Origin of the sequence: Halovulum marinum, from assembly GCF_009697225.1 — a bacterium.
Lineage (GTDB): Bacteria > Pseudomonadota > Alphaproteobacteria > Rhodobacterales > Rhodobacteraceae > Halovulum > Halovulum marinum.
Window position 1 is genome coordinate 142,529 of the sequence record NZ_WIND01000003.1, and the last position, 14,278, is coordinate 156,806.

Consider the following 14,278-nt stretch of genomic DNA (forward strand, 5'->3'; position numbering starts at 1 on the left):
CGGCACCGATGCTTTTCGAAACAGGAGGAAGAACCGATGACACTGAAAAGATACGGCACGGGCGAGACCGGCGCCGGCAAGCAGGGTCTGCCCTTTGCCCGCGCCGTCGAGGCCGACGGCTGGCTTTACGTCTCGGGCCAGGTTGCCATGCACGATGGCGAGATCGTCGGCGGCGGCATCGTCGCCGAAAGCCGGCGCGCCATCGAGAACATGATCGCCATCCTGCACGAGGCGGAATACGGCGTTGAGGACATCGTGCGGATCGGCGTCTGGCTGGACGATCCGCGGGACTTCTGGTCGTTCAACGGCGTCTTCAGGGAGTATTTCGGGGCGCATCCACCGGCTCGCGCCTGCGTGCAGTCGCGGATGATGGTGGACTGCAAGGTCGAGGTCGACTGCGTCGCCTACAAGCGCAAGTGACGCCGCCGCGCCCCTGCGGCCGCTGGTCCCTCCGGCGGCAACGGCGAAAGCCTGGCGTTACTGGCCAGAGCCGGTGCCGATCGGTGAACCCGCTTGACCCTAGGTCACGAAGCTGTGAATGTTCACGTGAACGGCGCCCGGCCGATTGCGGATGGCCGACTGATTGCGCGAAGTGGCGGAAAGATAAACGCCGGACCCTGAAGGAGGAAATGATGAATCCCTACAACAGAACCGCGGCGGCCTTCGGGCTGGCGCTGATGCTTGGCGGCACGGCTCTTGCGCAGGACTTTCCGTCGCGCCCGATGACCATGGTGGTGCCGTGGGGTGCCGGCGGCGGCACCGACGCGGTCGCGCGGATCCTTGCCACGGTCATGCAGCAGGACCTCGGCCAGCCGGTGAACGTGGTGAACCGCACCGGCGGATCGGGTGTGGTCGGCCATTCGGCCATCGCCACCGCCGAGCCGGACGGTCTGACCATCGGCCTGGCCACGGTCGAGATCACGATGATGCACTGGCAGGGCCTGACGGACCTGACCTACGAGGATTACGACATCATCGCGCTGGTCAACCAGGACCCGGCGGGGATCATGGTCTCGAGCAACTCGGACTACGACAGCATCGAGGCGCTGAACGAGGCGATCAAGACCGAGCCGGCGGGCACGTTCTCGGCCTCGGGCACGGCGCAGGGCGGCATCTGGCATGTGGCGCTTGCGGGCTGGATGGTCGCGCAGGGTCTTGATGCCGGCCAGGTGAAATGGGTGCCCAGCGACGGCGCGGCCTCGGGGATCACCGACATGGTCGCGGGCGGCGTCGACATCGTCACCGCCTCGCTGCCCGAGGGCCAGACGATGATCGAGGCCGGCCGCATCGTGCCGCTGGCGACCATGGGGACCGAGCGTCACCCCGCCTATCCCGACGTTCCGACCCTGAAAGAGGCCACCGGCGCTGACTGGACCCTGGCCGCCTGGCGCGGCGTGTTCGCGCCCAAGGGCCTGCCCGACGACGTGAAGCAGCGTCTGGCCGAAGCCGTGGAAAAGGCGTTCAACAGCGCCGAGTACCAGGAGTTCATGGCCAACCGCGGGCTGGGCGCCATCTATCTTCCGGCCGATGAGGCGCAAGAGTTCGTCGCCAGGTCCGACGCCTCGTTCGGCGAAGTGCTGAAGGCCGCCGGTCTGGTCAAGTAAACAGGACGGGCGCGTCCTCTGCGGAGGGCGCGCCGCATCGAACGGATTACCGGAGATGAAAGCGGACAGGCTGTTTCTCGGCCTCCTGATCGTGCTGGTCGGCGTCGCGCTGATCGCGTCGTCCTTCGAATATGCATCGCTGCCGGGGCAAGCCTATGGCGCAGGCACCATGCCGCGCGTGGTCGGCAGCTTCGGCATCCTTCTGGGTCTTGCACTGCTGGTTCAGGGCTGGCGGCAGGGCGCGGCGCGGCAACGCTTCGCCCGCGCCGACTGGGCGCGTGACAGACGCGGGCTGGCGGTGCTGGCCGTCCTGCTGGCGGTGGTCGTCTATATTCTTGCCGCCGGCGCGATCGGCTTCATCCCGGTGGCGGGCACGCTGCTGGTGGTGCTGATGCTGCTGGGCCGGGTGCGCGTCCTGCCGGCCGTGGTGGTCTCGGTGATCGCCTCGGTTACCGTTTACGTCGTCTTCAGCCGCTTCCTGCTGGTGCCGCTGCCCGGCGGGCCGCTGGAAAGCCTGCTGTGGTAACCACATGACCGGAGCCGCGACATGATCGGAGAGGCGTTCGCCATCGTCGCGCAGCCCAACGTGCTGCTGACCGTCTTTCTTGCCGGGTGCTTCGGCATGTTCGTGGGCGCGATCCCCGGCCTGACCGCCTCGATGGCGACGGCGCTGCTGGTGCCGATCACCTTCTTCATGGACCCGGTGCCCGCCATCGCCTCGATCGTCGCGGCGACCGGCATGGCGATCTTTGCCGGCGACATCGCGGGCACGCTGATGCGGATGCCCGGCACCCCCGCATCGGCCGCCTATGTCGAGGATGCGCACCGGCTCAGCCAGGCGGGTCGCGCGAACGAGGCCTTGGGCGCGTGCCTGTTCTTCTCGGCCATCGGCGGGATCCTCGGAACGCTGGTGCTCAGCTTCGCCGCGCCGCAACTGGCCGAGATCGCGCTGGCATTCTCGTCCTTCGAGTATTTCTGGCTGGTGATGCTGGGGCTGTCCAGCGCCGTGTTCGTCTCGGCCGGCTCGCCGGTCCTGGGGCTGGTGTCGCTGTTCATCGGCCTGACCGCCTCGCTGGTCGGACAGGACAACCCGTCGGGCGCGGCGCGCTACACCTTTGGCTCGATCGAGCTGCTGGCCGGCATCCAGTTCATCCCGGCGATGATCGGCCTGTTCGCGGTGTCCGAGATCATGCGCTCCTACACCAAGCGTTCGGTCGACGCGAAGATCCCGCCGGTGCGGGGCCCGATCTTCCGCCCGCAGTTCGCGCTGCTGCGCCGCTATCCCAAGCAGACCCTGCGCGGGGCCAGCGTCGGCACGCTGATCGGCGCGCTGCCCGGTGCGGGCGCCGATATCGCCGCCTGGGTGTCCTACGCGATATCCAAGAAATTCTCGCGCCAGCCCGAGAAGTTCGGCACCGGCCATGTCGAGGGGCTGGTCGAAGCCGGCTCGTCCAACAACGGCGCGGTCTCGGGCGCGTGGATCCCGGCGCTGGTCTTCGGTATCCCCGGCGACACGATCACCGCGATCGTGATCGGCGTGATGTTCGTGAAGGGCCTGAATCCCGGCCCGATGGTGTTCATCCAGCAGCCCGAGATGATCTATGCGATCTTCATGGTTTTCATCCTGGCGAACCTGATGATGCTGCCGATCGGCTGGGTGGCGATCCACGCCGCGGGCCGGCTGCTGTCGGCGCCGCAGCGCATCCTTATGCCGCTGATCCTGGTGTTCTGCATGGTCGGCGCCTTCGCCATCAACAACTCGCCCGCGGGCATCATCATCATGCTGGCGTTCGGCGTCGCGGGCTTCCTGATGGAGGAGAACGACATCCCCCTGGCCCCGGCGATTCTCGGCCTCGTGCTCGGCCCGATGATCGAGAAGCACTTCATCACCTCGATGATCAAGGCCGACGGCAACCTGCTGGCGTTCTTCGAGCGCCCGATCGCGGCCGGGCTGGGCGCGGCGACGCTGCTGCTGTGGGCGATCCCGCTGATCCGGATGCTGGCCCGCCGTCGCAAGGCATCAGTGCCGGCCGAAGAGAGTTGACGACACGCTGCACCGGCGACCGGGGACCGGGTTTCGCGACGGGCTCAAAGAATTCACGGAAGCCGTTGCGCTTCACCGCCGAGCTGGACGCACAAGAAGACGCGGTGCGCGTGGCTGGGGTTTAGGCGCCATAGCGGTCACCGCAGCGCGTCGGCTTCATGCGGTTTCCTTGCGTTTCGCGCCCCACCATGTCCGCGCCAGGGGCGCGCCGCCGACGAAAGCACCTGCCCCCAGTTCGTCCTGGATCCGCAGGCATTCGTTCCATTTCACCATCCGCTCGGACCGGGTGAACGAGCCGACCTTCAGCTGGCCGCCGCCCAGCCCGGTTGCCAGATGGCTGATCGAGACATCCTCGGTCTCGCCCGAGCGCGCCGAGACGATGCTGCCGAAGCCAAGCTCGCACGCCGCGCGGAAGGTCTCGACGCTTTCGCTGACCGTCCCGGCCTGGTTCACCTTGATCAGCACCGCGTTGCAGGCGCCCTGCGCGGCGGCCTCGCGAACCAATTTCGCGTTGGTCACGAGGTAGTCGTCGCCGATGATCTGCACGCGGTCCCCGAAACGGCGGGTGAATTCGGCCATGCCAGCGGGGTCGTCCTCGGCCAGCGGATCCTCGATCGAGGCGATGGGATAGGCGTCCAGCCAGCGACCCAGCATGTCGATCTGCCCCGCGCTGTCCATCTCGCGATCCTCCAGCGCCAGCCGGTAACGACCCTGCTTGCCGAATTCCGAGGCCGCGATGTCCAGCGAGATCACCACCCGCTCGCCCGGTTGCTCGCCTGCCTTCTCGATCGCGGCGACCAGGGTTTCCAGCGCCTCCTCGTTGCTGTCGAAGACCGGCCACCAGCCACCCTCGTCCGCCACCCCGGCGGCGCGGCCGTTCGCGGCCATGATGTCCCCGGCGGCGAAATAGATCTCGGAGGTCACTTCCATCACCTCGTCGAAGCTGGAGGCGCCCGGAACCATGATCATGAAATCCTGGATGTCGACCCGGCGCCCGGCGTGGGCGCCGCCGCCGAATATCTGGATCTCGGGCAGCGGCAGGCTGGGCATGCAGCCATAGTGCTGCGCAACGTGCCACCACAGCGGCAGACCCGCGTCCGCCGCCGCCGCATGCAGCACCGCCAGCGAGACCGCGACCGTCGCATTGCCGCCCAGCGTGTCCTTCAGCGCAGAAGGATCCAGCGCCAGGATCGCCGCATCGACCGCCGCCTGGTCGCCGGCCTCCATGCCGGTCAGCGCCGGGGCGATCACCTCCCGCACCGAGGCCAGCGCCCCCTGAACGTCGCGCCCGCCAAGGCGCACGCCGCCGTCGCGCCGCTCGATCGCCTCGCGGGTCCCGCGCGACGCCCCGGCCGGCGCGATGGCCCGGCCCAGCACGCCGCTGGCCAGCCGCACGTCGGCCTCGACCGTGGGCCGGCCGCGGCTGTCCCAGACGCGGCGGGCGGTGATGGATTGGATTTCGGTCAAGACGGGTCCTCCAGCCGGTGGGCAAACTGTTCGGTGAATTCTGAAAGCGACCGGGGGGGCGCCGGCAGCAGCGTCAGCGAAATCGCCCGCAGCCGATCGCGCCCTGCGTCATCGAGGTATTCGACCGGCGACTTGCCATCGACGCGCGCCAGCATCAGCGCGGGCAGCAGGGCGCAGACCCGCGCCTCAAGCGCGGCGGCGTCCTCCCAGGTGACATGCGGGCGATACGCCCCCCACAGCCGCAGCACCGAGGCCAGCAGATCGGCACGCGTCTGGGGCAGATGCAGCGCCTTGATCGCCAGATGGTTCAGGCAGAACGCCAGATCGAAACTGGCATCGCCCATGGTGGCGCATTCGGCGTCCAGCAGGATCGGACCCGCGTCCCGGAACAGGATGTTCTTCGGGCTGACGTCGCCATGCACCAGAACGGTTTCCGCCCGGTACAGGTCCGCCGCCAGCCGGGTCAGCCGCTCGGCCTGACCCGGATGCGCCTGCGCGGTGTATAGCAGGTAGGGCTCCAGCCGCAGCGCGTGGAAATCGTCGCGATTCGCGAACGGTTCCCGGTCGAACCCACGCGTGACCGAGGCCGCATGGACCCGCCCCAGCAGATCCCCGACCGAAGCCGCCTGCCCCGCGTCGCGCCGCCCCTCTAGCAGCCCGGCCTTCCACAGCCAGACGTCATCGCCCGCGATGAATTCCAGAGCAAAGCCGTGCAGCGCTTCGGACCGGCCATACAACTTCGGCGCGATGCCGGGCGCGGCTTGCGCCGCGACCCGCAGCCATTCGTACTCGGCCCGGTTTCGATGCACCGGCGCGTGCCAGTCGGCGGCGACCTTCAGCTTCGGCAGCGCAAACTTCACCGCGACGCTGCGCCCCGGCAGGTCGACGCGGGCGATATCGCTGGCGACGCCGCCGGTCAGCGGCACGACCGCGCGGATGTCCTCCGGCGCGGCAAGGCCGATTTCGGTCAGCAAGCGCGCCGCGCGTTGATGCAATTCCGTTTGCACGATTCAGGCTCCGACGGTATGTTCACGTGAACAACTACCGGCGGCGCGGGATTCCTGTCAAGCCTGTCATGGGCCGTATCCTCTGCCGGGACGGAACCGGGAGAGAGGGCCGAATGGCGCGCGTCACGATCAAGTCCATCGCGAGGGATCTGGGGATCTCGCACATGACGGTGTCGCGGGCGCTGTCGAACCATCCCAACGTGCTGAGGGAGACCCGCGAAGCAGTGCGGAAACGGGCCGAGGAACTGGGCTATGTCCGCAGTTCCGCCGCCGCGGCGATACGCGGCGACGATACCCGCATCGTCGGCCTGCTGCTGCCCAACATCACCAACGAGTTCTACGCCCGCTACGCCAACGCGCTGGCGCTGGAATGCGACCGCCGCGCGCTGCATCTGATCATCCACCTGACGGACGACGACATCCGCCGCGAGTCCGAGGCGCTGCGCCGCCTGCGCGAGGTGCAGGCCGGCAGCGCGGTCATGGTGCCCGCACCCGGCACGGACGCACCTACCTTGCCGCGGGACATCCGTGCGATCCAGCTGATCCGCCGCCGCGCCGACGCCGAGGCGGTGCTGGTCGACGACGCCGCCGCGCTTGGCGACGCGGTGGCGCAGCTTGCCGGCGCCGGGCACCGGCGCATCGGCTATGTCGGCGCCGATCCGGGCCTGTCCTCGGGCCGCAGCCGCCGGGCGGCCTTCCGTGCCGGACTGGCGCGCGCAGGGCTGGTCGCGGACCCCTTGCTGGAGGCAACCGGCCCGCCGACGCCGGACCTTGGTCGCAGCGGCGCCAGCCGGATTTTCGATGCAGGCGCGACCGCGCTGGTATGCGGAGGCTTCGAGATCTCGACCGGCGCGTTGACGATCTGGCTCGAACGCTCGGGCAGCGACAGGAACACCGGCTTCGTCGGCTATGGTGACGTTGCCGCCTATCCCTGGATCCGCGACGGCGTTGCCGCGGTCTCGGTCCCGGTCGAGGCGCTTGCCGAATGCACTGCCGCCCTGCTGACCGACGAAAGCACCCCGAACGGACCGGCCCACCGTTTCGTTGCCGAGTTCGTGGTGCGCGGCAGCGCGCGATGACCACCCGCCCCCGGCCGACGCGCATTTCACGCCCCGCCGCCGGCGAGGTGCGATGGATGGGGCAAACCCGCACGCGTTTCCTGGCAACCGGCCAGACGACGGGCCGCCGGTTCTGCCGGGTCGACGAGACGGCATAACTCGGCGAGACCGTGCCGCTGCACCGTCACGTCGAGTCGTTCTTCGTGCTCGCGGGGGAAGTCGGTTTACCTGGGCGGTCAAACGGCGACCAGCGCCGGCCCACAGGCATTTCTGCATGTGCCGGGTGGCGCCGTGCATGGGTTCCGGATCGCCTCCGAGACCGCCCGCTACCTCATCCTGACGACAGCGCGCCACGGCGATTTCTACCGCGCCATCTCGTTTCCGGCGGTCGCGGACGGGCAGCCGCCCCGGCTTCGCGTCGACCGGTCCAGGTGATGGCGATCTCCCGCGACTTCGGGATCGAGTTCATCGGTGATCTGCCGGAGGTGTAGCCCGTCCGAACCGGCATGACCGGGACGCACCTCGATCCGACCGGTCGCATCCGCCGGCGCTGATCCGCCGAAAGCGGAAAGAGCACCCGGCCCCGCATCGCCCGGCCCACACCCGGAGCCGTCGAACCGGCCATGTGCTGGCGACGGTTGCGCGCACAAGCGCCATCATCACCGGAAGCTCGCGGCGCCCGCGTCGGGCGCTGCGACAATCGGCGCTGCCACAATTTCCTGGGCAACTCTGTCTGATTTCCTACCTTGGAAGTTGTGAAGGCATTTCGAAAGTCGAAGCCGACGCGGGGACCGGCCTTCGGATGGGGCCGCTTGCCGCACCGGCAGACGGCGGCATAGGCTGAAGCATGAACGAGCCGGATCTTGAGCTGCCGGCCAGGACCCGTGGCGCAGGTCATCTGACGACGAACAAGGCGCAAGTCACCGACGGAAGGAAATCACCATGCCCCAGCCTTGCGGATCCTTCCTTTCCGACTTCGCCGCGGACCCGCCGACCTGCTCGATCATGCCAGGCGGACAACAGGCAGGGGCCCAGCCCTTCTTGACGAATGCCGCCGCTGCGGTCTGTCTTCCACCAAGCTGCGAAGCCGACGCGACGGCGCGGGTTGGGCGGGGCCCTTCCCCGATCCGCCCGTATTTGATGACGGCCACCCCGGACGCTGCGTAGACAGAAGAGGCACCCATGCTCGACGGCTTTTCCGCAGAGACCCTGGCACGGATGCAGTTCGCGTTCACCGTCTCGTTCCACATCATCTTTCCCGCCTTCTCCATCGGGCTCGCCAGCTTTCTGGCGGTACTGAACGGCATGTGGCTGTGGACGCGCGACCGGACCTATCTGACGCTGTTCGACTACTGGAAGAAGATCTTCGCGGTCGCCTTCGGCATGGGGGTCGTTTCGGGCATCGTGATGTCGTACCAGTTCGGCACGAACTGGTCGGTGTTCTCGGACAAGGCCGGACCGGTCGTCGGGCCGCTGATGGCCTACGAGGTTCTGTCGGCCTTCTTCCTCGAGGCCGGGTTCCTGGGCATCATGCTGTTCGGACGTGACCGCGTGGGCGAAAAGCTGCACATGTTCGCCACCGGCATGGTCGCCTTCGGCACGCTGCTGTCCGCCACCTGGATCCTCAGCGTGAACAGCTGGATGCACACACCCGCGGGCTACAGCGTCAACGACGTCGGCCAGTTCGCCCCCGAGGACTGGTGGGCGATCGTGTTCAACCCGTCGTTCCCCTACCGTCTGATCCACATGGTGCTGGCCGCCTATCTGACGACCGCGCTTGTCGTCGGCGGCGTCGGTGCGATCCACCTGCTGCGCGACCGCACGGACCCGGAGGCGCGCCGCATGTTCTCCATGGCCATGTGGATGGCCGCGCTGGTGACGCCGCTGCAGATCTTTGCCGGCGACCTGCATGGGCTGAACACGCTGGAATACCAGCCGGCCAAGGTGATGGCGATGGAAGGGCACTACGTCAGCTACCCGGACGGGGCACCGCTGATCCTGTTCGGAATTCCGAACCCGGACGAGAAGCGCATCGACTACGCCGTTCAGATCCCCTATGCCAGCTCGCTTATCCTCAAGCACCGCTTGGACGCGCCGCTCGACGGGTTGGACACGATCCCGGACGACGAGGAGCCGCCGCTGGCGATCGTGTTCTACAGCTTCCGCATCATGGTCGGTCTGGGCTTCGCCATGCTGGGTCTGGGCGGCTGGAGCCTCTGGGCGCGCTGGCGCGGACAGCTGTTCGAGACGCGGTGGCTGCACCGTGCGGCGGTGCTGATGGGCCCGACCGGTTTCGTGGCGGTTCTGGCGGGCTGGATCACGACCGAGGTGGGCCGGCAACCCTACACCGTCTACGGGCTGCTGCGCACCGGCGACAGCCTTGCCCCGATCGACGCGCCCGCCGTCGCCGCGTCGCTGATCGCCTTCATCATCGTGTACTTCTTCATATTCGGCGCGGGTACGTTCTACATCCTGCGGATGATGAACAAGCGGCCCGCCACGCCGAAACTCGGCCTGCGCGACGGACCGATCCGGACGGCGGGCGTCACGCCCGCGTCGCAGATCGAACGCGATGTCGTCCCCGGCAAATAAGGAGCCCGAAAATGCCTTTCGACCTTGCGTTCATCTGGGCCGGCCTGATCGCCTTCGCGGTCCTGACCTATGTCATCCTCGACGGCTTCGACCTCGGCCTGGGCATCCTCTTTCCGTTCGGCCGGTCGGACGGCGACCGGGATCTGATGATGAACTCGGTCGCGCCGGTGTGGGATGGCAACGAGACCTGGCTGGTGCTGGGCGGCGGCGGTCTGTTCGCGGTGTTCCCGCTGGCCTATGCCGTCGTCATGCCGGCCCTTTACATGCCGATTACGCTGATGCTGCTGGCCCTCGTCTTTCGCGGGGTTTCGTTCGAGTACCGCTGGCGCACGAAGCGCTGGAAAGGCGTCTGGGACATCGCGTTCTTCAGCGGCTCCGTGATCGCCGCGTTCGCCCAGGGCATCGCGCTGGGGGCGCTTGTCCAGGGGATCGAGGTGACGGATCGCGCCTATGCCGGCGGCTGGTTCGACTGGCTCACGCCGTTCTCGATCCTGACCGGCCTGTCCGTCGTGGTCGGCTACGCTCTGCTCGGGGCGACGTGGCTGGTCTACAAGACCGCGGGCGACATCCAGGTGCAGATGCGCCGTTATGCCCGGTGGCTCGGGTCCGGAACGATCGGCCTGATCGGCGTCGTCAGCATCATGACCCCGTTTCAGGATGCGGTCTATTTCGAGCGCTGGTTCAATCTGCCCGGAAGCCTTTGGACGATGCTGGTGCCGCTGGTGATGCTCGCGTTGATCTGGGCGTTCTTCACCGGGCTGAAGGACCAGAAGGATCTGCAGCCGTTCCTCTCGGCGCTCGGGTTCTTCGTGGTGAGTTTCATCGGCATCGGCATCAGCTTCTATCCGATGATGGTGCCACCCACGCTGACGATCTGGGAAGCCGCCGCACCGGATGAGAGCCTGGCCTTCACGCTGGTCGGCGCGGTCGTGCTGGTCCCGATGATCCTCGGGTACACGGCCTATGCCTACTGGGTGTTCCGCGGGAAGATGGATCCTTCCGAAGGATACCATTGATGGCGCACGGCAGCAGCAGCTGGAAGAAATGGCTGTGGTTCGTCGGCCTGTGGCTGGCCAGCGTCGCCGCACTCGGGATCGTCGCCCTGCTCATCAAGCTTGCGCTTTGAAGGGGGGCAGCAATTCCGCGCCGGACCCGGCTGGCGCGCATCACATCGACAATGCGTCGACCCGCGACAGGGAATTGCGGGCGGCCAGCGTCGCGACGAGCAGGTTCGGATCGGGAAAATCGTAGCGGTGCGGGCGAACGCGCAGACCGAGGCGCGGGTGGATGCCGCAATGCCCTTCCGAAACGATTCTCGCCAACACGACATTTGCAGGAAAAAACCGCGCCGCAGATCGCCGGATTGCAAAGGCCAGCCACCGACGAAAATGTCATGAGCATTGTTCCGCGCGGTGCACAGCCCTATTTTGCATCAGCGAGCTACCGTTCAACCAGCTTCCGCCCGAAGCTTGGGTCGGTGCACTGACGGAAACGGTCGGGGAGTCTATGCCGTGAATCGCAGTATGGAAGATGGCGTACAGAAACGGATGGCGACCGGAACGCGCGGTCTGGACGACGTTCTGCGGGGCGGCCTGACGCCCGAGCGGCTGTATCTGGTCGAGGGCACGCCGGGGTCCGGCAAGACCACCCTCGCGCTCCAGTTCCTGATGAGCGGTCGGGACGCGGGCGAACGGGGTCTCTACATCACGCTGTCGGAGACCGAGAACGAGCTTCGGGCGGTCGCGAAATCGCACGGCTGGACGCTCGACGGGATCGATCTGTTCGAAATGGTCGCAGAGAACGAGTTTGGCTCGGAATTCGAGCAAACCCTTCTGCATCCGAGCGAGTTCGAGCTTGGCGAAACCGTGCGCGGTGTCATTCAGCTGGTCGAACGGATCAATCCGTCGCGCGTCGTGCTCGACAGCCTGTCCGAGCTGAGGCTGCTTTCGCAAAGTCCGTTGCGCTACCGACGCCAGATCATGGCGCTGAAGCACTTCTTCGCCCGCCGGCACAGCACGGTCCTGATGCTGGATGACCGCACGGCCGAGCCGGGCGATCTGCAGTTGCACTCGCTCGCCCACGGCGTGGTGTCACTGGAACAGCTGGCCAGCGATTTCGGCTCGGAACGCCGTCGACTGCGTGTCGTGAAGATGCGCGGCTTGAAGTATGACGGCGGCTTTCACGACTTCACCATCGAACGCGGCGGCATCAGCGTGTTCCCGCGCCTCATCGCCGCCAAGCATTACCGCAGGTTCTCCAGCGAACCGGTGACGACCGGCGTGGCGGAACTGGACGCGCTGCTGGGCGACGGCCTGATCCCGGGCACCAACACGTTGCTGGCCGGGCCCGCCGGCGTCGGCAAGACGACGACCGCGGTAAAATGCACGGTTGCCGCCCTGAAGCGCGGGCAGAAGGCGGCCTATTTCCTGTTCGACGAGCGGCTTTCGACGTTGAAGATCCGCTCGAAATCCCTGGGGATGGATCTGCAGCCCTTCGTTGACAGCGGGCTGCTGTCGGTCCGCCAGATCGATCCGGCCGAACTGGCGCCGGGCGAATTCGCAAGCGCCGTGCGAACCGCGGTCGAGGAGAACGACGCCGAGGTCGTCGTGATCGACAGCCTGAATGCCTATCTGCACGCCATGCCAAGCGACAACTTCCTCGTTCTGCAGATGCACGAACTTCTGAGTTATCTTGCGCAGCAGGGGGTGGTGTCGCTGATGGTGCTCGGTCAGCACGGGGTCACGGGCGAGCTGCGATCCGACCTCGACATCAGCTATCTGGCCGACACGGTGATGCTGCTGCGCTATTTCGAGGCGGAGGGCGAGGTGCGCAAGTCGATCGCGATCCTCAAGACCCGCACGTCGGATCACGAACGCAGCGTCCGGGAATTCTCGATCGATGAAACCGGCATCGTCGTCGGGCCGCCGATACGAAATCTTTCGGGGATCCTGTCCGGGGCACCGGTCTACACGCACGCCGACGGGAACCTTCTGTCCCTGAATGCTGACGAAAACCCCAAGATCGGATGAACGACCTGTCGGACCCGTCCAACGCAAGGCATGAGCTGACCGACGCGGTGTCGACATCGGTGGCGGTCCTCGCGCCTCGGGGCCGCGATGCGGCGGTCGCGCGCCAGCTTCTGGAGCGGGAAGGCCTTCGTGCCATCGAGGTGTCGTCGCTCGAAGGGCTGGCCGCGCTGGTGGACGACCAGATCGGTGCCGCTCTGGTCACCGAAGAGGCGCTTGCCGGCTCCGGCTCCGGTTCCGACAGCCTGAAACGGGCGCTGCTGGCGCAACCTCCGTGGTCCGACATCCCGTTCATCGTCCTCGCCAACGGCTCGGTCAGCAACCGGTCTGTCGCCGCCACCCAAAGGATGGATGATCTTGGCAACGCGGTGCTGCTCTCTCGACCGCTTCACGCGGAAGCGCTTGTCCGATCGGTCCGCTCGGCGCTCAAGGCCCGCCAGCGCCAGCACGAGGCGCGCGCGCGCATGGAGGAACTGCAGCTTCGGGAGCAGCAGCTCTACGAAAGCGAAGCGAAGTTCCAGGCCATCGCGAACTCGGTCGATCAGATGATCTGGTCCACCCTGCCCGACGGGTTCCACGACTACTACAACAAGCGCTGGTACGAATTCACCGGCGTACCCGAAGGCTCGACCGACGGCGAGGCGTGGAACGGCATGTTCCACCCCGATGATCAGGAACGCGCCTGGAAGATCTGGCGCCACAGCCTGCGCACCGGAGAGCCGTACGAGATCGAGTACCGCCTGAAGCACCGGTCGGGCCGGTACCGCTGGGTTCTCGGACGCGCGCTGCCGGTTCGCGATCCGGGCGGAAAGATCCTGCGGTGGTATGGCAGTTGCACCGACATCCACGAGATCAAGATCGCCGGAGAGCAGCGTCAGCTCATGCTGGCCGAGATGAACCATCGCGTGAAGAACTCTCTCGCGATGGTACATGCGATGGTGTCGCAGACGCTGCGGCAGTCGGCGAGCCTCGACGATGCGCGCGCCTCGATCCTGGCGCGGCTCGGGATGATGTCGCAGGCCCACGATCGGCTGATCAACTCCACCTGGAGCGAGGCGCACATCCGGGACGTCGCCGACACGGCGCTGGCGCCGCATCATGCGAACGAGGGGCGCTTCACGATATGCGGCCCCGATCTGCCGATCGGCTCCAAGCAGGCGCTCGCGCTCACCATGGCACTGCATGAACTGGCGACGAACGCGGTGAAATACGGGGCCCTGTCATGCGAGAACGGCAAGGTGCTCGTCGAATGGTCGGTCTGCCGCATCGACGACGCCGACCACCTGCACTTCGTCTGGAGCGAAGGCGGCGGCCCAGCGGTAAGGAAACCCGACCGACGGGGGTTCGGCAGCCGGATGATCGAACAGGCGCTCGCGAGCTATTTCAACGGCACGGCGGATCTTTCCTACGATCCAGGCGGTTTACGTTTCGAACTCACGGCGCCGATGGACGGACTGACGCGCTGAACGGTGGCACCATG

The 14,278-nt window shown here is 66.9% G+C and carries 13 protein-coding genes; 10 read left to right on the plus strand and 3 right to left on the minus strand.

Annotated features, from left to right (window positions below):
- Nucleotides 1-36 precede the first annotated feature (36 nt).
- The 4 genes from GE300_RS06325 to GE300_RS06340 all read left to right on the plus strand — a co-directional run bounded on the left by GE300_RS06325 (nucleotide 37) and on the right by GE300_RS06340 (nucleotide 3,648).
- The gene (locus GE300_RS06325; RefSeq protein ID WP_154445712.1) at nucleotides 37-420 is read left to right on the plus strand and encodes a RidA family protein; all 384 of its coding nucleotides are present in this window, start codon (nucleotides 37-39) and stop codon (nucleotides 418-420) included.
- Between the two features lie 212 nt (nucleotides 421-632).
- Complete coding sequence (locus GE300_RS06330) at nucleotides 633-1,604, plus strand: Bug family tripartite tricarboxylate transporter substrate binding protein (protein WP_233416818.1); 972 nt, start codon at nucleotides 633-635, stop codon at nucleotides 1,602-1,604.
- Between the two features lie 55 nt (nucleotides 1,605-1,659).
- The gene (locus GE300_RS06335; protein ID WP_154445714.1) at nucleotides 1,660-2,130 is read left to right on the plus strand and encodes a tripartite tricarboxylate transporter TctB family protein; all 471 of its coding nucleotides are present in this window, start codon (nucleotides 1,660-1,662) and stop codon (nucleotides 2,128-2,130) included.
- 21 nt (nucleotides 2,131-2,151) lie between these two features.
- Nucleotides 2,152-3,648: a tripartite tricarboxylate transporter permease gene (locus GE300_RS06340; protein ID WP_154445715.1), complete on the plus strand. Its 1,497-nt coding sequence runs from the start codon at nucleotides 2,152-2,154 to the stop codon at nucleotides 3,646-3,648.
- A gap of 156 nt (nucleotides 3,649-3,804) precedes the next feature.
- On the opposite strand, the gene eno is transcribed toward GE300_RS06340, so the two are convergent.
- Nucleotides 3,805-5,115 (minus strand): phosphopyruvate hydratase, encoded by a 1,311-nt coding sequence (eno, locus tag GE300_RS06345; protein WP_154445716.1) that lies wholly within the window; start codon nucleotides 5,113-5,115, stop codon nucleotides 3,805-3,807.
- On the minus strand, nucleotides 5,112-6,089 hold the full coding sequence (locus tag GE300_RS06350) for a phosphotransferase (RefSeq protein ID WP_233416819.1): 978 nt from the start codon (nucleotides 6,087-6,089) through the stop codon (nucleotides 5,112-5,114). The genes eno and GE300_RS06350 overlap by 4 nt, the downstream gene beginning before the upstream one ends.
- 146 nt (nucleotides 6,090-6,235) lie before the next feature.
- On the opposite strand from GE300_RS06350, the gene GE300_RS06355 reads away from it, so the two are divergent.
- The 4 genes from GE300_RS06355 (at nucleotide 6,236) to GE300_RS06370 (ending at nucleotide 10,898) form a co-directional block, all read left to right on the plus strand.
- Entirely contained in the window at nucleotides 6,236-7,201 is a 966-nt protein-coding gene (locus tag GE300_RS06355; RefSeq protein WP_233416820.1) for a LacI family DNA-binding transcriptional regulator, read from the plus strand.
- A 1,161-nt stretch (nucleotides 7,202-8,362) separates the two neighbouring features.
- Nucleotides 8,363-9,772 carry a cytochrome ubiquinol oxidase subunit I gene (locus GE300_RS06360; protein ID WP_154445718.1) on the plus strand — a complete coding sequence of 470 codons (1,410 nt, stop codon included), beginning with the start codon at nucleotides 8,363-8,365 and terminating at the stop codon, nucleotides 9,770-9,772.
- An 11-nt stretch (nucleotides 9,773-9,783) separates the two neighbouring features.
- Nucleotides 9,784-10,788: a cytochrome d ubiquinol oxidase subunit II gene (gene cydB / locus GE300_RS06365; RefSeq protein ID WP_154445719.1), complete on the plus strand. Its 1,005-nt coding sequence runs from the start codon at nucleotides 9,784-9,786 to the stop codon at nucleotides 10,786-10,788.
- Complete coding sequence (locus tag GE300_RS06370; RefSeq protein WP_154445720.1) at nucleotides 10,788-10,898, plus strand: DUF2474 family protein; 111 nt, start codon at nucleotides 10,788-10,790, stop codon at nucleotides 10,896-10,898. Before cydB ends, GE300_RS06370 begins: the two co-directional genes overlap by 1 nt.
- A 40-nt stretch (nucleotides 10,899-10,938) precedes the next feature.
- On the opposite strand, the gene GE300_RS06375 is transcribed toward GE300_RS06370, so the two are convergent.
- A complete protein-coding gene (locus tag GE300_RS06375; protein WP_154445721.1) occupies nucleotides 10,939-11,094 on the minus strand; it encodes a hypothetical protein in 156 nt (51 codons plus the stop codon).
- Between the two features lie 189 nt (nucleotides 11,095-11,283).
- Between GE300_RS06375 and GE300_RS06380 the strand changes: the two genes are divergently transcribed.
- Nucleotides 11,284-12,801, plus strand: a complete 1,518-nt coding sequence (locus tag GE300_RS06380) for an ATPase domain-containing protein (RefSeq protein ID WP_325063131.1) — start codon at nucleotides 11,284-11,286, stop codon at nucleotides 12,799-12,801.
- Nucleotides 12,798-14,264: a sensor histidine kinase gene (locus GE300_RS06385; protein ID WP_154445722.1), complete on the plus strand. Its 1,467-nt coding sequence runs from the start codon at nucleotides 12,798-12,800 to the stop codon at nucleotides 14,262-14,264. The genes GE300_RS06380 and GE300_RS06385 overlap by 4 nt, the downstream gene beginning before the upstream one ends.
- Nucleotides 14,265-14,278 lie beyond the last annotated feature (14 nt).

Bases quoted from the DNA above. Each gene is read 5' to 3' on its own strand.
- GE300_RS06325 (WP_154445712.1), top strand. From the start codon at position 37: ATGACACTGAAAAGATACGGCACGGGCGAGACCGGCGCCGGCAAGCAG.
- GE300_RS06330 (WP_233416818.1), top strand. From the start codon at position 633: ATGAATCCCTACAACAGAACCGCGGCGGCCTTCGGGCTGGCGCTGATG.
- GE300_RS06335 (WP_154445714.1), top strand. From the start codon at position 1,660: ATGAAAGCGGACAGGCTGTTTCTCGGCCTCCTGATCGTGCTGGTCGGC.
- GE300_RS06340 (WP_154445715.1), top strand. From the start codon at position 2,152: ATGATCGGAGAGGCGTTCGCCATCGTCGCGCAGCCCAACGTGCTGCTG.
- GE300_RS06355 (WP_233416820.1), top strand. From the start codon at position 6,236: ATGGCGCGCGTCACGATCAAGTCCATCGCGAGGGATCTGGGGATCTCG.
- GE300_RS06360 (WP_154445718.1), top strand. From the start codon at position 8,363: ATGCTCGACGGCTTTTCCGCAGAGACCCTGGCACGGATGCAGTTCGCG.
- cydB (WP_154445719.1), top strand. From the start codon at position 9,784: ATGCCTTTCGACCTTGCGTTCATCTGGGCCGGCCTGATCGCCTTCGCG.
- GE300_RS06370 (WP_154445720.1), top strand. From the start codon at position 10,788: ATGGCGCACGGCAGCAGCAGCTGGAAGAAATGGCTGTGGTTCGTCGGC.
- GE300_RS06385 (WP_154445722.1), top strand. From the start codon at position 12,798: ATGAACGACCTGTCGGACCCGTCCAACGCAAGGCATGAGCTGACCGAC.